The organism is Petrotoga sp. Shatin.DS.tank11.9.2.9.3, assembly GCF_003665005.1.
In the GTDB taxonomy this organism is placed as follows: domain Bacteria; phylum Thermotogota; class Thermotogae; order Petrotogales; family Petrotogaceae; genus Petrotoga; species Petrotoga mobilis.
Map to the genome: position 1 here is coordinate 373,737 of NZ_JGVT01000003.1, position 21,527 is coordinate 395,263.

Below are 21,527 nucleotides of genomic sequence, written 5' to 3' on the forward strand. Positions count from 1 at the left end.
ATCAATGAAAAAAGTTTTCTGACTTCAGATAGTAATCCTATACCTTATTAACTAATTGTTTCTACTTTTTCTATTACCCTTTTTGCCAAGTTAACGTAGACATTTGTTACTTCTGGAGTTCCGAAATAAGCAACGGGTTTACCTGCATCCATGTTTTCTCTGACGGTTGAATCCAAAGGAATTTGTGCAAGTAATTCTAAATTGTATTTTTCTGCTAAAGATTTTCCGCCGTTTTCACCAAAAATGTAGTGTTTAGTTTTACAATTTGGGCAGATAAAATAAGACATATTTTCAACTATACCGATAATTTGCTTATCCATTTTTTTCACAAAATTAATAGCTCTTTCTACGTCGTCTTGCGAAACGACAGAAGGTGAAGTAACGATCAAAGAACCCTTTATCTTTTCCACGTTTTGGAAAACTGTTAAAGGTTCATCTCCCGTACCTGGAGGTGCATCGATAATTAGATAGTCTAATTTACCCCAAGCAACATCACCAATAAATTGCATTATAGCACCTGTTTTTAAAGGACCTCTCCAGATAATAGCCTCATTGTCGCTATCTAAAAATTGGGAAATAGAAATAACTTTTATTCCGTGTACTTCAGGGGGTAGTATTTCTCCTCCAACAGCAGAAACTTTGGCTTCTCTCCCCCCCAACATTCTTACTACATCAGGACCATGTAAATCAATATCCAAAAGCCCTACTTTTCGACCCTCTAGAGCCAGAGCAACCGCTAAATTCACCGCAACAGTGGTTTTTCCAACTCCTCCTTTACCGCTCATAACCATAATAACGTTATCAATATTTTCGAGTTTTTTAGAAGCCTTATCTTTCCTTTCCTTTAGGTCAGCCATTTTACTCCTCCTATCGATTATTGTTCTTATATTTACTCAATAATCTTTACTTCATAGGTCATCTCTGTGGAACCTCTAAATGTGGCGGTTGCTCCACAATATTTCTCTTGTGAAAGTTGAGCAGCTCTTTGTAATCTATCCATGGGTAGATCTTTTCCCTTGAATTCGTAAATTATATGAATCTTCGTGTATTTTTTGGGATGCTCCTCACTTCTTTCTGCTAATATTCTCAAGTTCAAGGCATCGTACTTTACTTTCATTTTGTCCAAAATCGTTACTACATCTATTCCCGTACATCCGCCTAAACCAGCGATTAAGTACTCCATGGGCCTTGCAGCCGAGTCATAACCAAGGTTCTCTGGATCTGCGTCTACATGAATATCATGACCAGAAGGTGTTTTCATGTAAAAGTGACTACCGTGTGTGTTTTGCAATAAAAATTCTGTCATCGTTAAAACCTCCATTATAGTTTTATAACTCTCCTTCGCCCCGCTGCCCACCTAAATACTAAATTTAAATCTTTCTTGTATCAAATTATATCATGAAAAAGTGATTAATAAGTTGAAATTAAGTTTCTATAGGTTTTAATTTTGAGATGTAATGTCTTAAAATTTTTAGATTTTTTCAGCTACCTATTTATTTTAGCTAATTTGATAGTAAAGCATATTGACTTGACGAAAGAATATAAATATAGTATAATTTATCTTGACAATGCAGGTGTAGCTTCAGTCGGTAGAGCGCCGCCTTGGTAAGGCGGAGGTCATGGGTTCGAGCCCCATCACCTGCTCCAGCAAATCAGTGCGGATATAGCTCAGCGGTAGAGCACTTGCTTGCCAAGCAAGGGGTCGTGGGTTCGAATCCCATTATCCGCTCCAAAACCCGGGTTAAACCCGGGTTTCATTTTCTGAAAGGAGAAAGTTAAAATGAGTTTTCAACTGACAGATGTTGAATCTGGACAAGTATACTACGCAGATGAAAACACCAAATTCATTGATATAGCTAAAAAATTCGAGAAATCTTCTGGAAAAATGGTTTTATACGTAAAATTCAACAACGACATTAAGGAATTGTTCAGCAAAGTTCCTAAAAGTGGAAGTATACAATTTTGCGACATTACAACACCCGATGGAGTGCGTATTTATAGGCGAGGGCTTTTCTTTGTTTTGTATATTGCCCTAAAAGAAATCAATCCAGAAGATAAGTTCTATGTAAATAACACTCTCAACGATGCCATGTATTGCGAATTTAAATCTGGAGAACCTTCGGAAGATTATTTATTGCTACTAGAAAACAAGATGAGAGAAATCATTGAAAAAGACATAGTATTTGAAAAGAAAACCATTGATAAATTCGATGCTATAAAAATGTTTACGGATATAGGAGAAGAAGATAAAGCCTTACTTTTCAAATACCGAAAGAAAAGTACCGTTAATATATATTATGCTGATAAATATTTTAACTATTTTTACGGATATCTTCCTTATTCAACTGGATATGTCAATAAGTTCAAATTGAAAAAGGTAGAAAAGGGTTTCGTTATAATTCACCCCACAAATAGTTTTCACAACTTTGTTCCAGATTATAGTTATTCACCAAAATTATTTGCAACTTTCGAAGAATACAAAAACTGGTTGGACATTATGGAAATAACAACTGTAGGAGAATTAAACTCCATAATCTCTCAAGGTGCCGAAAAAGTAAGAGATATAATTAGAGTAGCAGAAGTTTTACACGAAAAAAAATATGCACAGATAGCTGATGAAATAGTGAATAGAAAAAGTGTAAGACTGATAACGATAGCTGGACCTTCTTCTTCAGGGAAAACTACAAGTGCCAAAAGAATTGCTTTACATCTTAAAGTGCATGGATTAAGGCCTATTTCAATATCGTTGGATGACTTTTTCTTGGAAAGAGAGAAGACCCCGCGGGATGAAAATGGTAATTACGACTTTGAAAGCATAAATGCGTTAGATTTAGAATTGTTTAATGACACAATGGTTGATCTGATAAACGGGAAAGAAGTTACCCTCCCAAAATTCGACTTCAAAACTGGTAAAAGATTTTGGCGAGATGAACCCTTGAAAATAAAAGAAAATCAACCTATTATTATAGAAGGAATACATGGTTTGAACGAGCTTTTAACCGCTTCTATTTCAAAAGACCAAAAATTCAAAATCTATGTGAGTTCTTTAACTCAAATGAACTTAGACAGTATGGATAGAATTCCTACAACGGATACTAGACTTATAAGAAGGTTAGTGAGGGATTATTACTTTAGAGGTTATTCCGCCGAAGATACATTAAAAATTTGGCCTTCGGTTGTGAAAGGCGAACATAAAAACATATTTCCTTTTCAGGACGAAGCAGACATTATGTTCAATTCTCACCTAGTTTACGAGCTGTCTGTTTTGAAATTATTTGCAGAACCTTTATTGCTAAGCATTGATAACTTTCATCCTGAATATACAGAAGCTAAAAGGTTACTGAGATTTTTGGATTACTTTCTTCCAATCACAGAACTCGAAGAAATACCCAAAACTTCAATAATAAGAGAATTCATAGGCAAAAGTGCTTTTAGATATTGATTTAAAAAAGGTGGGCGGGCAGCCCCAGTAATTTGTTAAAAAAAAGGAGACATGTGATTTGCATGTCTCCTTTTTCTTTTCTTATAAATATTAACCCTTTACAGAACCTTGTGTTAATCCTCCTATTATCCATTTTTGGAGAGACAAAAATAAAATAATCATCGGAACTGCACCCAATAGCGAGGCTGCGGTGAACAATCCCCACTCTGTTTCATAAGGTCCTGTGGAGAAGGTTTGTAATCCAACGGCATAGGTATAATTTGCTTCGCTTTGTAATATTATTCTTGCCATGACAAACTCGTTGAATATGTTCATGAAGGTAAGTATCATAACAACCGCTATTATTGGTAAAGATAGAGGCAAAACAATCCTCCAAAAGGTTTGGAACCTTGTAGCACCATCGATCATTGCAGATTCTTCCAAAGAGTCTGGAATAGTGTCGTAGTAACCTTTGAACAACCACATGTTGTATGCAATTCCTCCCATGTATGCAAAGATCAATCCATCCAAGGAATCCAAACCAAATACTCCAAAGTTATCACCCATAAATTTCAATATGCCATAAATCGCAATCATAAACATTACTCCTGGGAACATCTGAATTATCATCAAGAAGAATAATCCCTGCTTTCTTCCTACAAATCTCATCCTTGAGAATGGATAAGCCGCAACCGATGTTATTAAAACTGTTAATACTGAGGTTATACCGGCTACTATTATGGAATTTAGAAGCCAGCGCATGAATGGTTTCCTTACTTTTGCTGACCAATCTTCTTGCAACAAGTAAAGATCTTTATCAATATTCCTAAGTTTGGACTTTAACTCGGAGTATTCTGTATAATTGGATAGATCACTAACTATCCTTGAAGCACGAGCTATATCAGCCGAAGCCTTACCGTATTGTGTGTTGTAAAGTGTTTGAATCTCTGAAAGCGGTACTATAGTAGTTACGTTACCACCTTGATTCAAAGTAAGGTATTCATTGAGATTGGTCTTGAATATATTAAGGTTTTCTTCCATTTGATTTTGGATAACCGTCAGCGTTTCTCTTCCAGTGTCAAATCTTTGCTTAGATTCCAATAGGTTGCTGTACCAATTCATTAATACGTATCTGTTACGATCCGGCTTGAAATATGGATAATAATTCGAGCTCATGAAAGATGCGTAATTCACCGATTCAAAGTTGTTACTTATTTCTTGGTCGGAACTTTCCATATAAACCAACAAAAAAGGAAGATTTTGTACTTTTTCTAAGTTAGTTAAAATCTCTTCATTTTCTTGTTGAATCTGACTAAGCGTGGTCTGAATTTCGTTTTTTTGCTCTCTTAAAGTATTTAATTGAGCACTGTATTGTGCTAACTGTTGAGTGTTTGCATTGTATTGTGATGTTAATGGGAGCAATTCGTCTATGTTTTCAGAGAGTTTTAGAGTTGAGCTTTTTGCAGCTTGATAGCTCGGTGAAATTGATGTTGAATCTCTTATAGCGTATATTTTTGTGAAATTATCGCTTAGAAATAGATAAACTTCGGTGAAAAGCTCGAGCGTTTCTACAAATCCATTTTCTATGAACATTTCTATAGAATTTAAATCTTTGTAAGCTGAAGGAATTGCCTGCGAAAATTTTTGAACGTTATCGTAAAAAGATCTATCTTCCCCAAATAACGGTGTCTTTCCTTCTACATTCGTTAAGTCTTGTCTACTTAATATGTTATAGGCAGCATCTAATCTTTCTTTTTCTACTATGAATATATCAAAAAGAGCAGATAGACTGTTGTATATTTCACTATTTTGCCTTTCTAAAAGTGCCTGTTGTGAATTGATTTGGGATATTTGTGAGTTTATATCGTTTAATTCTGCTTCTAATTGAGATACTTGATTTATAGACTCCCCGTATAATTCGTTGGCTTGAATTTGAATACTATTTTGGATATTTTCTATTTCTGTTTCAATTGAACTCCATCTTTCAGACAATGATAAAATGCTTTCCTCAAACCTTTCAGCTTCGGGCTCTTCTTGCACCCATCTCCTATATGTTCTTACCCTCCAAGCAGAAGTTTTAAGAGGTATTTGTAGTATCGTATTTACTGTTTCTATATAGTATTCGCTGTCTTTATTCAAAGAACTGTTTTCCAAGTTAGTTATTATTTCTTTTCTTTGAGTAAAATACTCACTTAACAACGTTTGTAATTGCGTAGTGTCAACGTCTATCTTCATGCTTTGGGATAGACTTAATACTGTGTTTAACTCTTCTTGGAAGGTTTGATAATCTTCTTTTCTTATGTTGTTTATCTCGTTATAAAACTGGTCTTTATACTGAGTTTCGTAAATTGTAAATATTTCATCATACGAGCTTTCTAAATCATCAAAGTTCTTTTGGGTTTCGGCAAAGTATTCTTCCAAGCTGGTTATGTACTTCGTTGCTTTGTTTTGTGCTTCTGCAGTAGATAGTCCACTATACTCTCCAATGTACGAACTTAGAGCATTGAGTTCATTTATTAATTCTGGGACATTTGGAGTTTGAAGGATTAAATCCTTATAATTATTTACAGTCAATCTGTTCGAAAACAGTTTTGGTGAAAAAGCAGCATTATCTCTTCTTATCGATGTAGAAATCAACCATACAAGGGGAAAGAGTATGATTACAATACAGATTATTAGTATGATATGCCTTAAAGTGTAATTTTTCTTTTCGATCATTGCCATTATCTACTCACCTCTTCAAAGGAACCCGAGAATCTAAAGTTAAAGTAGCTAAACACGGCTATTATTGCGAATATGATCATAGAAATAGCAGAGGCAAAACCAAAATCTTGACCCTGTGATCCTTCAAAGGCTAATTTATACACGTATGAGATCAAAATGTCAGTCGAACCTGCAGGGGTATTAGTTCCTGCCATTGCTGGTCCACCACCTGTAAGTAGATATATTAATGTAAAATTGTTAAAATTGAAGGCAAAACTCATAACGAGCAACGGTGCAACAGCAACCATCAAAAGTGGTAACGTGATCTGCCTGAATTGTTTCCATCTGGTTGCGCCATCTATAACTGCTGCTTCGTATAGCTCCCCTGGAATACTTTGTAAGGAACCGAGGTTTATAGTCATCATGTAAGGAAATCCCAGCCAAGTGTTGGTTATCAAAATCGCAACTTTTGCCCAAAATGGATCGTTCAGCCATTTTACAGGTTCTATCCCTAAGTTTCCAAGGATGAATCTGTTGATAATCCCGTAAGTTTCGTTGAAGAATCCATTTCTCCAAACCAAAACAGAAATAAAGGCAGGTATCGCCCAAGGGATTATCAATAAAGTACGGTAAACTATTTTTCCTTTTAGGTTTACATCATTTAGCACTAAGGCAAATGCGAGTCCTACTACGAAAGTAAACAAAACACTTAAACCTGCGTAGGCAAAAGTCCAACCAAAAATTTTAAAAAATGGTCCAGAGATTCTAGGATCAGTTATTATTTTTGCAAAGTTTTCCCCACCTATATAGTCTTTGTATCCCATCAATCTGTACAATTCCCCATTCTCATTGTAATCCCAAAAGGCTGAGTCTCTTTCAACTAATTCTTTGTTGGTTAGGGTGTTTACTACAACCGTTTTGTATATCTCTCTTTCTCCGTCAACTATAACTTTAACCGATGTATCGTAAACTCTATAGGCTTCCGAGAACTTTCTGAATACTGTTGAACTGGAGAGACGTAGATTTTGATCTTGCAATACCAAATTTAAAGATTTTAAATAATTCTGTCTCAGCACAGAATTGTAAAATGCTGAATTTGTAGAGGTAAGTGGATCAACAGGAGAGTAAAAATAAGAGTATCTGATTCCACTATCTTTTTCAATGGCTATTATTGAATCACTACCATTGGTTCCTAAACTCTCAGTAGGGCGTATCAGTGTGTAAGTTGTATCGTTTACGTTTACCTCGTCATTTTCGACTGGGAACAATTCAGATTCTGCGTATATTAGGTTACCTCTTGAATCGTATTCTAAAGTTACAGGTTTTTCAGATAAATACATATTGTTTTCGTCATATAAAAGTAATAAAAAGTCTTCGGTTGGTTTGTATTGCTCATCGTATCTTACAAATACTTTGAAATCATAGGTTTTAGGATTTTCTGGTTCAAAGTAGTACGTCGGATCTGTGAGAAGAGTATCTATAGCGTTAGTTCTAGTGAATAAATGTCCCGTACCGTAATTTGTAAATGAGGTATCTATCGTATAATAAATTGGATATATAGTTAAAATGAAGAGAAAAAACAAAGCAGGTAAAGTATATCTGTATGGGTATGCTTTTTTAGAAAAAATTGCCCAATCCGTAAAAACAAGAAAAATACTTATAACTATGCCTAATCCATAGTTGGCAAGTATGAATAGAAGAAGTATCGCCCATACAAGAAGTGCATTCATCACGGCAATGAATATCCATATTAAAAACGTAGTGAATTTATTCATGAGTGCCCCTCCCATAAATTTGTGCTTTAAAAAAAAGGAGAGGAGATAACCTCCCCTTTTTGTTGGTTAAATTTGTTATATTTTAATCTTAAAAGATCATTTAAAGTACAATAAATTACAAGGCAGCTTTTATCTTTGATACAGCATCATTGAGTGCTTCTTCAGGTGTTTGTGTCCCGTTTATAATATTGTTTAGAGCATCGTTCATAGGTTGCCATACAGATTGCATTGCTGGTATATTTGGCATTGGTTCTCCACCTGCAGCACTTTCAGTGAAGGCAGCAACTATGTCAGCAGGAACTGGTCCACCTTGTTCTTCAATTATCGAAGAAACATCATTTCGTGCCGGCAATCTTGGATCAGCGATATAGAATTCATATATTCCTTCAGCTGTTGCTAAGTAATTAATAATGAATTCCATAGCAAACGCTTTGTTTTGAGACCTAGAATTGATCATCAATCCTTGTACACCAACAAATGGTTTCATCGTTTTACCTGGCTCAAGTTCGATACTTGTTAGTGGAACAACTCCAAAATCTATACCTGCATCCAAATATGCCTTTACAGCCCATGGACCGTTTATAATCATAGCTGCCAAACCATCCATGAACATGGAATCCATAATATTGTAGTTCATACCTTGTGGCATTATACCTTCCTCGAAGAAACTCCTCAAGAGATGTCCAGCGTTTATGGCTCCTTCATTGTTCAACCCAAGATCGGTTATATCGTAACCTGTTCTAGGATCATAATCAAAAACATATGCACCGTATCCACTAAAGAAACCGTAAACATGGTAAAAATCGTTTGCAGTAACAGCAAATCCAATTGTTTCATCAGTGGTAAACTCTTTAGCTAATGCCTTTAGCTCTTCTATATTTGTTGGAACTTCTTCATCGCTTACATAATCACGATTATAGAATAAACCAACTGCTTCTATAGCGTAGGGTAATCCATACAACTTACCTTCATAGGTGAATGCTTGAATTCCTGATGGAGCAAATTTGTCAAGTTCAATAGCAGATTGTGGAATAGGTTCAAGTAAACCATTTAGTGCCAATTCACCAACCCAGTCGTGAGCTCCAACTATTATATCAGGACCTTCCCCTGCCTGTGCTGCGGTTAGGAATTTTGACTTGATATCACCGAAAGTAACCATTTGGACGTCAACATTTATTCCAGTATCCCTGGTAAACTCTTGACCGATCCTTTTTACGAAATCTACCTGTTTTTCAGAAGACCACACGGTTAACGTTTGTGAAAATAGTGAGAGGACTCCTACCAACATTACCAAAGTTAAAATTAAGCCTTTTTTCATCTTGATACCCCCTTTTGAGTGTTTTTTTCCTTATGGAAACGTTTTTACTAAACTAATTATAACAAAAAAGGATACAATTTCAAATCGGGATTATTGGCGATTAAATCCGGTTAAAGGTGATTATCAAGAATTATTTCCGATTAAGAGCAAAAATCTCAGTTTTTCGATATTTTTCTCAAAAATTTAAACAGGATAAATTGCTGTATCTTCATTCTGAAAGCTTTCTGCCAGGTTTAGGTCAATGTTAAGTGAACGAACGTAATTATTTTTCAAGAATTTTTTACCAACTTCTTTGAATAAAACGTAGGTCAATAAGTCTTCATCATTCTGAGCCAATATGCCTATTTCCTTTTTCGCTTTTTCTAGCTCAGGTTCTAAATCATCTGCTGGTCTATAGTCTATGGGTTTCTCATTGCCTAATGCTAATTTGTATAATCCTTCGTCTACTGGGGCAGGTGGTTTTCCATAGAGGCCTTTCAAGTAATTTTTTACTTCGTTAGTTATCATTGAATATCTTTTACCAGTTAATACGTTTAAAACAGCTTGAACTCCTACGATCTGACTAGTGGGGGTTACCAAAGGGGGATATCCTAAATCTTTTCGAACCTTAGGTACTTCTTGTAGAACATCGCTTAATTTATCTTCAGCCTTTTGTGACTTTAGTTGAGAAACTAAATTAGAAAGCATACCTCCAGGGATTTGAGCATTTAATATTCTGGCATCTATTGATTCCATCTTGACATCGTACTCACTGTATTTCGACCTTACCTTCCAAAAATATTCAACCAATTTCATTATTGTTTTTGTATCTAGATCTAAGTCGTAGGTGTAGACAAAAGGTTCGACCGCTGGTTCTGAGGTACCGTTAGCAAAAGGGCTCAACGCTAAATCCAGAATGTCTGCTCCAGCTTCTACTCCAGCGAAATAAGCCATAGAAGCAAGACCAGTGGTTGCGTGAGAATGAATATCAACAAGGATGTTGAATTTCTTCTTGATTTCTTTTACCAAATCATAGGCATCTTTTGGTTTTAACAATCCCGCCATATCTTTTATAACAATTGAATCGACGCCTCTTTCCACTAATTCTTTTGTATAATTTAAATAGTACTGCAAATTGTGAACTGGACTAACGGTATAACATATAGCTGCTTGAACATGAATATTTCTTTTTTTTGCAACCTCTATAGACTTTTCCAAGTTACGAATATCGTTTAAAGCATCGAAAACCCTTATGATATCCATGCTGTAGTCAGCTACTTTGTTAACGAATAATTCTACCACGTCATCGGCATAATTTCTGTATCCAACTAAATTTTGCCCTCTTAGAAGCATTTGGATTTTGGTATTTTTTAATTTCGCTCTTATGGTTTTTAGCCTTTGCCATGGATCTTCGTTGAGGTATCTTATGCATGAATCGTAAGTAGCCCCACCCCATACTTCCATAGAATAATAGCCAACTTGATCGAAGTCTGTCAATTGATCTTCAAAATCATCCATTTTTAATCTCGTTGCTATTAAAGATTGTTGCCCGTCTCTTAAAGTTGTATCAACTATATATGGTTTTTTATTCATCTTATTCAACTCCTTTTGTAAAAATTTCTTTTAAAAATCTTTAAAATTGGAAGCCCTATAATATACGTTGCAACAGCTTCTCCGACTCCTATCCAAAGTACAGAAAAGAAATACGGTACTCCATACAATGGGGCGACATAAGCAGACACCCCAAAGGCGTTAATTAATATGGGAGGAAGAGGAGCTAAATACTCATTTGGCATCTTCCAAGTTATAATTCCTGCTATCAAGGTCAATAAACTTCCAAACCAGATATCCCAAGCACCCAAACCACCTATTATATTTGCTAACAGTGCACCTACGTAGATTCCTGGAATAAATGCAGGATCAAGATAAGTCAGAACCACAAAAGCTTCAGCAATTCTAACCTGTATAGGGCCGAAACTGATAGGTTGAAATATAATACAAAGAACAACATATAATGCCGCTATTAAAGAGGCTCTAACGATCCTTATTGAACTCATATCTCCTCCAAAATGAAAAATCTGGTAAAGTATTTCAACTCTACCAGATTATTTTTAAATTAAAGTTTTTATTGATTTAAAAGTAGATCTATATTCTCGAGTATTTGCTGCCTTTGATTAGATCTTTCTTCATCAAGGCTTTCTGTATTTAATGAATCTAAGGTACCTTTTATTGTTTCCAAATCTTGTCTTACAGATTCAATGTCACCTGTTGAATTATAATACTCTAAAATGTAGGAGTAAACAGTTGCATAATAGTCAAAAGCTACATTAGGATCGTCAGGTTTTACTTGATATAATCTTCCTATAATCTCTATGGAATCTGGATTCACTTCTCTTAATGCCACAAGAGAATTTTCCAAGGCTACATTCATTTGTTCTACATCGTTTGTTAATTCATTGTATTTGCTCTGAATTTCTGGCTCTGTGAAGACTCCATAGGTACCTTGTAAATATGCAATTTCCCTTAAAGCAAATTCTTTTTGGGAGGCTTCGTTACGGAGATCTGTCGACTCGGTGGTGTCTTTGATTTGGGTATAATATTCTATTTGATTATTTATTTCATCGTTGCTATATCCTAGAAATTCTGGATAGGATTGAGCTATATTCAAATAACTTTCAAAATCATTTTTTTGAGAAATTTTCATAGGAAGTAGATTTTCCACAGTGAAAATATAAGAGACATACCATTCTTCAGGTAACTCATTATCGTTTAATATAGCTTCACGGTACTTCTTTTCAACATTTGCTAAGTCTTCAAAAGATTGCGCATAATAAATATCGTATGCTATATCCAAGGGTTCGTATGAAATTACAAAATCGTAGTTAGATATGTATGGCCCGTACCAATTGTTGATCTGATAATCCACATAACTAGCAGTCAATTGACTTTTTATATCTTCGTCTGCTAATAACTCATCCGCTGTTTCATATATCTTTTTGTCTTCAACTCTCACTATTTCATATCCCAACGGAGAACTTAATGGACCGATTATTTCTCCAGGAGTTGAAGAGAGTGAAGCTTCAAATATATTTTCAGAAATATCTCCACGTTTTACCCATCCAACCAATCCACCAACTGATGCTGTTTGAGCGTCTACAGAGTTTTTTGAAGCTGCGTCAGTGAAAGAGATATTATTTTGCAATATCTCAGATTTAAGGTTATTGGCTGTACTTTCATCTACTGTTACAATTCTACTGATTTTAACTGTATCAAATTCGTTTTTGAAATTTTCTAGGTTATCCGAAACATAGGTTGATAGTTCTACTTCTGAGAAATTGGAAAAATAATTTCTTAATTCGTTAATTACCTCATTTCTATACACTAGGCTGCTAACGAAACCACGAAAATATTCTTCTTTTTCAAAAAACATTAAGAAAATTTGCTTTGTGCTTTCATTTCCCATGTATTGACTGTACATCTGATCTGTTTCTTGGGAAATTTTCGTTGCATCCAACGTTATCCCATTATCGTTTAAAAACTTTTCCATGGCTTTGTATTCCATTAAAACATCAGTTATACTTATTAGATCTAATGGTTTGTTAAAATACTGATCGTATTGGGGGTTTTGACTCAACATATTCAATAATGTATTGTGATACTCCCCCATCAATTGATCCAATTCCAAAAAATAAGATTCGTGAATTTGTTCCCCATCCTGTGAAGTTAAATATGCCACTGATTCTGAGAATATTGATACAGAGAGAATTACTAGAATACCAAATACTACTAAAAGTTTTTTCATCTTGGACCTCCTCTGATTTGATAATTTTATACGATATACTGACTTCAAAAACTCTAAAACCTGTTTTAGCGCCCCTTCGCCCCGCAGCCCGCCCATAAGGAAAAGGATTTTTTTGCCCTTCCACCGATCCCCACCAATAAGGAAAGGAATAGCAATACTTTCATGATAACTGTTAATAATTAAAAGAAGCTTAAAAATTATGCTAGAAAATTTGGCTGATTCTTTTATATGTGGTATAATAGAATGAAAATTATATAACTTTCTAGTTAAGAGTAGATTAACCTACCTAAAGGAGGGAGGGATTGTATTGATTCCATTAAAAGAGAAACTGATAATGAAAACTTTATACCACAAATTCAATGATCAACTGCCTCAATTAGAAACTGAAATTAGCTACAAAAGAGGAAACAAACATCTATTTTTTGTCTTATACGCTCTAAAATCTACTAGTGAAAAGTTATTATCTCACGATCTAATAAAAAATGGAAATGAGCTTATTTTTACACTTGAGGCTGGAAAAGAAAAACATAACGTGAAATTAGAGACAAAAGAAAGTTATAAATCTTATTATTTCGTATCTATAAACGACAATTTGAATATCGATGAATTTGTTCAAATAGAGCCTAAATTAATCAATGAATGATTCTTTCCATTTCTATTTGTTTTATAAATATAGAATAATTATTGTCAATTAAAGCTTTGTACAACGGATCATCTTCTGGAACTGAGACTAAAACAATTCTATCTTTTATTTCAAAAAGTTTAGATGAGATATCTTCAATTATTGCGTCGAAGGTGTAACCCTCTTCAACAGGGGAGGCATCGACTATGTAACAATTATCTTTGTTGAATCCCCACACAACATAGCCGCATTTCTTATTGTTGTCGGAGATGATTTCATAGTTGTATCTGTTTTCACTAAGTTTTATGGTTATAGGTTCTCTTTGCCAATTTGGTTTTCTCTTAAATCTAAATTTTGCTTCTATTGCCATTTCATGGATTACATCTGAAGTAGTTTGTTCGTATTTGAAATGAGCATTTGATGAGTTATCTTTTTCTTTAAAAAAAGAAGCCAGCTCCCTTGTTGCCCTAAAACCATGCTTATTATAAAATCTTATAGACCTTAAATCACTTTGGGCAACTTCTAAGATTATTTTCTTTATCTCTTTCCATTTTAATGTTTCAATTGTTCGAAAGATGATTTCAGAAGCCAACCCTTTTCCTCTAAATTCTTCTTTTACTCCAAATGAGTCGATTCTTCCAACATCTTTTCGTATGGATATAATACTAAAACCTACAGGTATGCCGTCAGAAAGAGCTATAAAAGAATCTTCTATGGAAATAGAGTTTTCTTTCACATCTTTTTCAAAACTTTCCAAATTCCAATTCACTGGAAAAACATAGTCTTTAAATACTTCATTTACGAGCTCGATAACAACGCTCGTTGAAACATTTTTTAGTGATTCGTAAGTAATCATCGTTCCCCCCTCCTTCCTTTTCACAGATCAAACCATACTATCCAATTTTACGAAATCTCTACTATGTACAATTCTAACATAAAAAAAGAAAAATATGAAAAAAAGCCACCCTGTAAGGTGGCTTATTCGATGATTGATTTCATAATATTGGCAAGCTCTACAAATTCTTGTGTTAATGAGGCACCTCCAACTAAACCGCCGTCTATATCTGGTTTACCAAAAAGGCCCAAATAATTGTTTGGTTTTATGCTTCCACCATAAAGTATTGTAGTTTTTTTAGCGAATTCTTCATTGAAGATATCTTTCAAAAGGTCTCTGATAAACTTATGAACTTCTTGAGCTTGGTTGGGTGTTGCTACTTTGCCTGTTCCGATTGCCCATACGGGTTCGTAGGCGATTATGATCTTTTTTGATTCTTCTTCTGTTAAACCATAAAGAGCTTCTTTAATCTGTCTTTCTACAACGTTGAACGTTAAACCCTTTTCACGCTCTTCCAGCTGTTCACCTACACACAGTATGGGTTTTAAACCTGATGCTAATACCTTTTTGAGCTTCTTGTTTATGAGTTCATCGCTTTCTTGAAAGATGTGCCTTCTCTCGGAATGGCCAAGAATTACATATTCTACTCCTATATCTTTCAACATATTAACTGAGATCTCGCCTGTGTAAGCACCTTTATCCTCGTAATAAACATTTTGGGCACCTACTTTTATACTAGAAGTACTTGTGATATCCCTTACCTTTTCAAGAGCTGTGAAAGGCGGGCAAACAATAACTTCAAACTTATCTTGAGTTTTTATCTGTCCTATTAGTTTTGAGACAAATTCAGCTGCTTCCGCGTTTGTCTTGTTCATCTTCCAATTTCCAGCAAGAATGAATATTCTTTCATTCAGATTTTTTTTTTCGGATATTGAAGAGATACCTGGCAATTCTATACCTTCTAAAAACTCTAAAGAGGCTCCTCCACCAGTTGAAACGTGTGAAAATTCGCTAGCCAAACCGAATTTTTCTGCCGCAGCCGCAGAATCTCCTCCACCTATAATACTTATGCAACCTTTTTTAGTTACTTCTGCAATTGCCTTTGCTACTTCTTCGGTACCAAAAGCAAAATCATCTATTTCAAAAACTCCCATAGGACCGTTCCAAACGATCGTTTTGGAATCAGAAATTTTCTCTTTAAATAAAGATACGGTTTCAAGTCCTATATCTAAGCCCATCCAACCTTCGGGAATTCCATCATCTATTTTTACGGTTTTCTTTTCAACACCTGCTTCTATTTTTTGAGCGATAACGGCATCAATAGGTAAAACAATCTCAACGCCTTTTGCTTTAGCATTTTCTAGAATTTCTTTTGCAACATCGAGTTTATCTTCCTCTACTAATGAAGAACCAACCTTTTTATCTAAAGCTTTTAAAAAAGTAAACATCATTGCTCCGCCGATTAAAATCTTATCGGCTTTATTTAACAAATTATTTATTACCCCTATTTTGTCGGATACTTTAGCACCACCCAGGATTACTACATACGGTTTTTCAGGGTTTTCAACGGCCTTTTGTAAAAATTCGATCTCTTTTTCCATCAAAAATCCTGCAACACTTGGTATATAGTCCGCGATTCCAACATTTGAAGCGTGTGCTCTATGAGCCGTTCCAAAAGCATCATTAACATGAAGATCAGCTAAAGAAGCCCAATATTTTGCCAGTTCAGGATCGTTTTTTGTTTCACCTTTTTCAAATCTTGTATTTTCAAGAACTAATACTTCACCTTCTTTTAACTCTGAAACAGCTTCTTCAACTTTTGGTCCTCTGGTTTCATCTACAAAATAAACTTTATTATTTAATAGCTCACCTAATCTATCGGCTACGGGTTTTAGAGAAAATTGAGGGTCCTTTTCACCTTTGGGACGGCCTAAGTGAGATAGTAATATTACTTTTGCTCCTTTGTCTAAGGCGTATTGAATTGTGTCAAGAGCGGCTACGATTCTTGTTTCATCGGTTATTTTTCCATCTTTTATAGGAACGTTGAAATCAACTCTCATTATGACTTTTTTGCCTTTAAGATCTACGTCTTTTATAGTTAATTTTTCCATATTGACACCCCCTATATTCACATTTCTTTTAAAGAAAAAGGGGATTAAATCCCCTCTTTTTGATTGCAATTACAGCATCTTAGCTAATTTTTCAGTCAATTTGACAACGGTTGATGAGTATCCATTTTCGTTGTCGTACCAGGCACACACTTTAACAAAAGTTCCATCAATTACATTAGTTAATGTAGCATCGAATATTCCTGCAACAGTTGAACCAACAATATCAGAAGAAACAATTGGTTCTTCACTATATTCAAAGAGACCTTTTAATTCATTTTCTACGGCATCTTTCATCATTTTGTTTATTTCTTCAACGGTTGTTGGTTTTTCCACTTCTACAGTTAAATCACTAATAGATCCATCTGGAGTGGGAACTCTCAAAGCCATTCCATCTAACTTACCCTTTAGTTCTGGAATTACTAATCCAACAGCTTTAGCAGCCCCGGTTGTCGTTGGGATAATATTTAGAGACGCTGCTCTTGCTCTTCTCAAATCTTTATGAGGTAAGTCTAAAACCCTTTGATCGTTTGTAAATGAATGAACGGTGGTTAACAAACCTCTTTTAATTTTTAATTTGTCGTTTAGTACCTTAATAACTGGTGCAATTGAGTTGGTTGTACAAGATGCGTTTGAAATAACTTCCATCTGAGGAGTGATTACATCGTCATTAACTCCCATAACTACCGTTGCATCTACTTCACCTTTTGCTGGAGCGGTGATTATAACTTTCTTAGCACCAGCTTTTAGGTGTGCAGAAGCCTTTTCTTTACTTACAAATACACCTGTAGATTCGATAACTATTGAAACACCTAATTCACCCCATGGGAGGTTGGCGGGATCTTTTTCTGCCAAAACCTTGATCTCTTTCCCGTTGACCTTTAAACCGCTATCAATTACCTCCACCGTTCCTTTGAATTTTCCATGAACGGAATCGTATTTTAAAAGTGTCCCTAAAGTTTTTGAATCTGTAAGATCGTTTATCGCCACTACTTCAAAGTTTGGGTTTTCAACTAACTGCCTAAAAACTAATCTACCTATTCTCCCAAAACCGTTTATCCCTATTTTAACTGCCACTTATAAAACACCTCCTGTTAAATTGTTTGTTATTTTTTTCTCTTACTTTTATTGTACACATGAAATTATGCTTTTTTGAAAAGAAAAAGTTAATTTTTTTAAGCCCCAAAGTTAGGCAGAGTTCCTAAGAATTTTTGTGAAATCTCGTTAGTTTTTTCCTCTTTAAGTTTGCTAGCCTTTTCTATCGCCTCATTTGAAGCAGCTATTATAAGATCTTTTAAGGTGTCTATATCTTCATCTTCAACTTCTTCAGATATAACTATATCTTTTATTCTCATATCGCATGTTGCCACAACCTTTACTACACCCCCGCCTGCGGTGGCTTCTACTTCAACGTTGGATAACTCTTCATCCAGCTTATCTAGTTCTTCTTGCATTTCAACTTGTGCCCTTTGCGCTTCTTGAAGCATTTTGTTCATATCGGTTTTGCTGCCGGTCTTTTTAGAAAGAGATCTTCCACCTAAACTTTTCATTTTTTTGGCCATAAATATTCCTCCTAACGGTTAGCTGATAATTGCAATACTGTTCTTTCCATAATATTCTATCACATTATTTATAAAATCGGGGTTGTGTTTTTTTGACAAGATAAAGAGGATCCTCCTTTGTACATTTGGTACTTCAACCCAACCGTCTGTGAATATGATTATGCCTTCTGGTCTTAAATTTTCCTCAACGTAATCAACTGCGGGTTGCATGTCAGTTGACCCTTTACCTTTTAAAACTAGTTCCTTCCAGCTCCCTTTGTGATAGGTCATAATATTTTGGATATGACTGTCTGCTTGAATTAGGGTTACTTTTCCACCGAGAGATTTTGCAATATTTTCTATTTCACTGAAAAAAGCATTGTATTCTTCTTCTATAATTGAACCACTTGTATCGATGATTATTGCAATATTTGGTCCCATTTTTGATCTCCAACCTGGTTGATCCTCATATCTTCTATTTGGTCTCATTAGGGTCCTATATTTTTCAACGATAATAGAACTACCAAAAAATCTTCTTAACATTGTTTCCCAGTTAAAGAAAGGTTTTGTTACCATAAGAGAAACTGCTAATTCTATACCATCGGGAAGATTGTCTTTGCTTTTGTCGTAAGCTTTTGTAACAAACTCACTTACGATATCAAAAGCCATTTCTTCTGGAATATCTGATGAAAAGTCGTGTGAGTCAAGATTGTTCTCTCTTTTTTCTAATATCTCTTCTATATCGATCATCTTGTTTTTTTCCAACAAATCCATTGCGTATCTATAGTATTCTTCTGCCGTTTTATTTAAGAGGTTCATGGGAGCGGTAACAAAAAAGAATTCGTTGTCTGGGGCATGTCCTTCGGCTACCATTACATCTAAAGGTTCTGCAAATACATCTAATTCTCTGATATACTGGTTTACCGCTGCGTCCATTGCTAAATCCCAAATACCTCTTTCCCTTTTGTTTTTAGGTTTTATGAATATATGTCCAAAAATTATATGGTAAATTTCGTGTTTTAAAATTCCTTTGGTTAATATTAAACCAATATTTTTTAAACGGTTTGGATTATACAACAATCTAAATTTCCCTTGAGCTGTTATTGAAACCTTTATAGTTCTTACTGAAGTGGTTGGCATTGAATCAAAATTCATCCTCAAGTAAGAAAAAAATAAGCTTTCTTTTTCCAGTTCAATCCAAGCCTTTTGAAGTATATCATCCATTCTAAATTCCTTCCATCCAAGTGGAATCTCCTAGTTTAATGGCAATTTCTTCCAAAAGTTTGTCGTAAAAGGCTTTTTTTAATCCTTTATTTTTTTCTACCATTTCGTTTAGAAATCTTAATACGGAGAACATAGCATCCTTAGGTATGACCTCACTTATGATCTTTACATTTTCTGCGATTGTTTTTTGATCGCCATCAGATAATAATTGTTCCATTTCTTCTTCATTTAATGATTCAAAATAATTATTTATTCTCAAAATAAGACTTACTTTTTCTTCATTGGTCAATTTCTCGATTCTTTCAAGATTTTTGCCCTCGATTAGTAAATCTTTTGGGTTTGGTAGTTCAACTTTATTTTCCAAATGAGATAAAAACGATCTAGCTGCTTCGGATCCAACTATTGAAGCAGCAATGACGTAACCATATTTTTTCATATCATCTTCAGATAAATTAGATAAAACGTTGGATAATTTATACCAACTTCTGGGACTGGGTCTTAAATTGAGTCTCATCGATACAATATTATCGGAAGAAAGATATTCAGGATATTCTTTGATAAAAGAAATAACTTCACCTTTTACTTGCTCTTGATTAGACCAGTTTACCCAATCGTCAACATCAGGAGACAATTCTAAATGAAAAAATCTCGACATGAAGGCAGGATCGGTTATCAAATCTACTTGATCGTACTCTTCATCGGGAGGATTGGCGGCTCCCATGATCCATGCTCCAGCGGGTAATATATGATTATGTATTCTTCTGTCTATCAATAATTGCATGATAGCATTTCTTATCGATCTGTGTGCCCTGTTTATTTCATCGATCATTATTATTACTTCATCTTTATTAGGCCACCAGTCAGGTTTTAAAAAGACCGTTTTTTCTGCGTCCCTAGAAGGGAGTCCAATTAGATCACCGGGTTCCATCTGAGAGATGACCAATATGATCAATTCTCTTCCAGTCTCTTGAGCTATTTCTTTAGCTATATCCGTTTTACCGACACCAAAATGCCCCCATAAGAGAGGTATTTCTCCAGAAGCCATTATTTTTTTTGATAGGTATTTTACCGTTGATGGTTTCAATTGTTGTATTCTCCTTTCGTTGATAATGATTTAGATTTAGGGCTTTTCTTTTTGAGGTATTGAGTATGATGAATCAGTTTTTATAATTAATGGATAAATTTGAGTATTTGAATCTTTTACCTGCCCCGTACCTAAAATTTCTCCTGCAGGTAATATTTCAAAAGAATAGATTATTTCTTGATCGTTAGTACCATAAATTTTTTGTTCAATTAATACCCCGTTAGGATTTATAATCCTTAAAAATGGGTCATAATCTGGCCAATTGTCAACACATACTCCCAACATATAAATCTGATTGTTATAAACTTTTACTTCTTCAACACGAGAAAGTGATTTTATAGATAAAGTTTCAAAGTATTCAACTTCAATAGTGTCTTTTTGTTCAAGGTCTTTCGATATCTTCATTATAAAGCCTTTCCACTCTTGTTCGTTGAGTGTAGTAATGTATCCCCCTATATATATGTTTCCTTCATTATCTTGGGTTATACTATTTGGATTTTCGTGAAAAGTTGTATAACCATATTCATCTGAAAATATTAATATTCCCTCTCTACTATATTCTAATATTAATAAGTCGTTTTGTTTTTCTGGATTAGAATTAGACGTACCTGAGGCTATGATTCTGTTATTATCAATTACTAAATCAACGATTTTTTCCTCTCTATCCCTTCCATACATGTTTTCCCAAATTTTCTTTCCGGTAAGGTTTATTTCAGAGATGTACGCTTGACTGTTACCATTTGCTATTACCCATCCTCCAACGATGTAACTCCCAGAGGTGTTTTTTATTGAGTTTAATGCTCCTTGAAAATTGATGACAAGAGACCAGTTCATTTCCCCCATATCAGATATATTTAAAATGTAAGGTTTCCCATTTTTTTGTCCCACTAGAGTGAAGGTATTATTGAAAAAAACAAAATCATTTATACTTACCTGACCGCTTTCTATGAACATTTCTTTTCTTATATTGCCTTCTTCGTCTATGAAATACAAATAGTACTGGTTCCCCTTAATAGCCAGTGAAACATATTCATTGTTGTTTGTTTGAATTGTTTTAGTTAGATACGTCCCATTTTCATCAATCTTTTTGAAAAAAGATTGACTGTTGGTTGAGT

At 34.7% G+C, this 21,527-nt stretch carries 17 protein-coding genes and 2 tRNA genes; 4 read left to right on the forward strand and 15 right to left on the reverse strand.

The window, feature by feature from the left end; genetic code table 11:
- Positions 1-47 precede the first annotated feature (47 nt).
- Positions 48-857 carry an Mrp/NBP35 family ATP-binding protein gene (locus BZ25_RS03635; protein WP_012209234.1) on the reverse strand — a complete coding sequence of 270 codons (810 nt, stop codon included), beginning with the start codon at positions 855-857 and terminating at the stop codon, positions 48-50.
- A 32-nt stretch (positions 858-889) separates the two neighbouring features.
- Complete coding sequence (locus BZ25_RS03640) at positions 890-1,306, reverse strand: OsmC family protein (RefSeq protein ID WP_012209236.1); 417 nt, start codon at positions 1,304-1,306, stop codon at positions 890-892.
- 264 nt (positions 1,307-1,570) lie between these two features.
- On the opposite strand from BZ25_RS03640, the gene BZ25_RS03645 reads away from it, so the two are divergent.
- The 3 genes from BZ25_RS03645 (at position 1,571) to BZ25_RS03655 (ending at position 3,442) form a co-directional block, all read left to right on the forward strand.
- Positions 1,571-1,647, forward strand: a tRNA-Thr gene (locus tag BZ25_RS03645).
- Between the two features lie 10 nt (positions 1,648-1,657).
- Positions 1,658-1,732 (forward strand) — tRNA-Gly (locus BZ25_RS03650).
- A 48-nt stretch (positions 1,733-1,780) separates the two neighbouring features.
- A complete protein-coding gene (locus BZ25_RS03655) occupies positions 1,781-3,442 on the forward strand; it encodes a nucleoside kinase (RefSeq protein WP_103065427.1) in 1,662 nt (553 codons plus the stop codon).
- A 90-nt stretch (positions 3,443-3,532) separates the two neighbouring features.
- Here BZ25_RS03655 and BZ25_RS03660 read toward each other — a convergent pair whose 3' ends face one another.
- The 6 genes from BZ25_RS03660 to BZ25_RS03685 all read right to left on the reverse strand — a co-directional run bounded on the left by BZ25_RS03660 (position 3,533) and on the right by BZ25_RS03685 (position 12,998).
- Complete coding sequence (locus BZ25_RS03660) at positions 3,533-6,145, reverse strand: ABC transporter permease subunit (protein ID WP_121515234.1); 2,613 nt, start codon at positions 6,143-6,145, stop codon at positions 3,533-3,535.
- Entirely contained in the window at positions 6,145-7,899 is a 1,755-nt protein-coding gene (locus BZ25_RS03665) for an ABC transporter permease subunit (RefSeq protein WP_121515235.1), read from the reverse strand. Before BZ25_RS03665 ends, BZ25_RS03660 begins: the two co-directional genes overlap by 1 nt.
- 115 nt (positions 7,900-8,014) lie before the next feature.
- A complete protein-coding gene (locus BZ25_RS03670) occupies positions 8,015-9,217 on the reverse strand; it encodes a maltose ABC transporter substrate-binding protein (protein ID WP_121515236.1) in 1,203 nt (400 codons plus the stop codon).
- A 183-nt stretch (positions 9,218-9,400) separates the two neighbouring features.
- Positions 9,401-10,789: a pyruvate carboxylase subunit B gene (locus tag BZ25_RS03675; protein WP_121515237.1), complete on the reverse strand. Its 1,389-nt coding sequence runs from the start codon at positions 10,787-10,789 to the stop codon at positions 9,401-9,403.
- A 5-nt stretch (positions 10,790-10,794) separates the two neighbouring features.
- Complete coding sequence (locus BZ25_RS03680) at positions 10,795-11,253, reverse strand: QueT transporter family protein (RefSeq protein WP_012209242.1); 459 nt, start codon at positions 11,251-11,253, stop codon at positions 10,795-10,797.
- A gap of 68 nt (positions 11,254-11,321) precedes the next feature.
- Positions 11,322-12,998, reverse strand: coding sequence for a peptidylprolyl isomerase (locus BZ25_RS03685; RefSeq protein WP_158584844.1), 1,677 nt, complete (start codon positions 12,996-12,998; stop codon positions 11,322-11,324).
- Between the two features lie 307 nt (positions 12,999-13,305).
- Between BZ25_RS03685 and BZ25_RS03690 the strand changes: the two genes are divergently transcribed.
- Positions 13,306-13,641: a hypothetical protein gene (locus tag BZ25_RS03690; protein ID WP_012209244.1), complete on the forward strand. Its 336-nt coding sequence runs from the start codon at positions 13,306-13,308 to the stop codon at positions 13,639-13,641.
- Here BZ25_RS03690 and BZ25_RS03695 read toward each other — a convergent pair.
- The 7 genes from BZ25_RS03695 to BZ25_RS03725 form a co-directional block, all read right to left on the reverse strand.
- Positions 13,631-14,476, reverse strand: coding sequence for a GNAT family N-acetyltransferase (locus BZ25_RS03695; RefSeq protein ID WP_012209245.1), 846 nt, complete (start codon positions 14,474-14,476; stop codon positions 13,631-13,633). The two genes, BZ25_RS03690 and BZ25_RS03695, sit on opposite strands and share 11 nt — an antisense overlap.
- Positions 14,477-14,598: 122 nt before the next feature.
- Positions 14,599-16,566: a triose-phosphate isomerase gene (gene tpiA / locus BZ25_RS03700; RefSeq protein WP_012209246.1), complete on the reverse strand. Its 1,968-nt coding sequence runs from the start codon at positions 16,564-16,566 to the stop codon at positions 14,599-14,601.
- A 69-nt stretch (positions 16,567-16,635) separates the two neighbouring features.
- Positions 16,636-17,640, reverse strand: coding sequence for a type I glyceraldehyde-3-phosphate dehydrogenase (gene gap / locus BZ25_RS03705; RefSeq protein ID WP_012209247.1), 1,005 nt, complete (start codon positions 17,638-17,640; stop codon positions 16,636-16,638).
- Positions 17,641-17,738: 98 nt separating this feature from the next.
- The gene (locus BZ25_RS03710; protein WP_012209248.1) at positions 17,739-18,125 is read right to left on the reverse strand and encodes a YbaB/EbfC family nucleoid-associated protein; all 387 of its coding nucleotides are present in this window, start codon (positions 18,123-18,125) and stop codon (positions 17,739-17,741) included.
- An 18-nt stretch (positions 18,126-18,143) separates the two neighbouring features.
- Positions 18,144-19,328 carry a VWA-like domain-containing protein gene (locus tag BZ25_RS03715; protein WP_012209249.1) on the reverse strand — a complete coding sequence of 395 codons (1,185 nt, stop codon included), beginning with the start codon at positions 19,326-19,328 and terminating at the stop codon, positions 18,144-18,146.
- Between the two features lies 1 nt (position 19,329).
- Positions 19,330-20,412 (reverse strand): AAA family ATPase, encoded by a 1,083-nt coding sequence (locus BZ25_RS03720; RefSeq protein WP_103065437.1) that lies wholly within the window; start codon positions 20,410-20,412, stop codon positions 19,330-19,332.
- 36 nt (positions 20,413-20,448) lie between these two features.
- The gene (locus BZ25_RS03725; RefSeq protein WP_121515239.1) at positions 20,449-21,405 is read right to left on the reverse strand and encodes an SBBP repeat-containing protein; all 957 of its coding nucleotides are present in this window, start codon (positions 21,403-21,405) and stop codon (positions 20,449-20,451) included.
- Between the last annotated feature and the right edge of the window lie 122 nt (positions 21,406-21,527).

What these genes read in the sequence shown, in the direction of transcription:
- BZ25_RS03635 (WP_012209234.1), bottom strand. Translation starts at nt 857, where the DNA reads ATGGCTGACCTAAAGGAAAGGAAAGATAAGGCTTCTAAAAAACTCGAA.
- BZ25_RS03640 (WP_012209236.1), bottom strand. Translation starts at nt 1,306, where the DNA reads ATGACAGAATTTTTATTGCAAAACACACACGGTAGTCACTTTTACATG.
- BZ25_RS03655 (WP_103065427.1), top strand. Translation starts at nt 1,781, where the DNA reads ATGAGTTTTCAACTGACAGATGTTGAATCTGGACAAGTATACTACGCA.
- BZ25_RS03660 (WP_121515234.1), bottom strand. Translation starts at nt 6,145, where the DNA reads ATGGCAATGATCGAAAAGAAAAATTACACTTTAAGGCATATCATACTA.
- BZ25_RS03665 (WP_121515235.1), bottom strand. Translation starts at nt 7,899, where the DNA reads ATGAATAAATTCACTACGTTTTTAATATGGATATTCATTGCCGTGATG.
- BZ25_RS03670 (WP_121515236.1), bottom strand. Translation starts at nt 9,217, where the DNA reads ATGAAAAAAGGCTTAATTTTAACTTTGGTAATGTTGGTAGGAGTCCTC.
- BZ25_RS03675 (WP_121515237.1), bottom strand. Translation starts at nt 10,789, where the DNA reads ATGAATAAAAAACCATATATAGTTGATACAACTTTAAGAGACGGGCAA.
- BZ25_RS03680 (WP_012209242.1), bottom strand. Translation starts at nt 11,253, where the DNA reads ATGAGTTCAATAAGGATCGTTAGAGCCTCTTTAATAGCGGCATTATAT.
- BZ25_RS03685 (WP_158584844.1), bottom strand. Translation starts at nt 12,998, where the DNA reads ATGAAAAAACTTTTAGTAGTATTTGGTATTCTAGTAATTCTCTCTGTA.
- BZ25_RS03695 (WP_012209245.1), bottom strand. Translation starts at nt 14,476, where the DNA reads ATGATTACTTACGAATCACTAAAAAATGTTTCAACGAGCGTTGTTATC.
- tpiA (WP_012209246.1), bottom strand. Translation starts at nt 16,566, where the DNA reads ATGGAAAAATTAACTATAAAAGACGTAGATCTTAAAGGCAAAAAAGTC.
- BZ25_RS03710 (WP_012209248.1), bottom strand. Translation starts at nt 18,125, where the DNA reads ATGGCCAAAAAAATGAAAAGTTTAGGTGGAAGATCTCTTTCTAAAAAG.
- BZ25_RS03715 (WP_012209249.1), bottom strand. Translation starts at nt 19,328, where the DNA reads ATGGATGATATACTTCAAAAGGCTTGGATTGAACTGGAAAAAGAAAGC.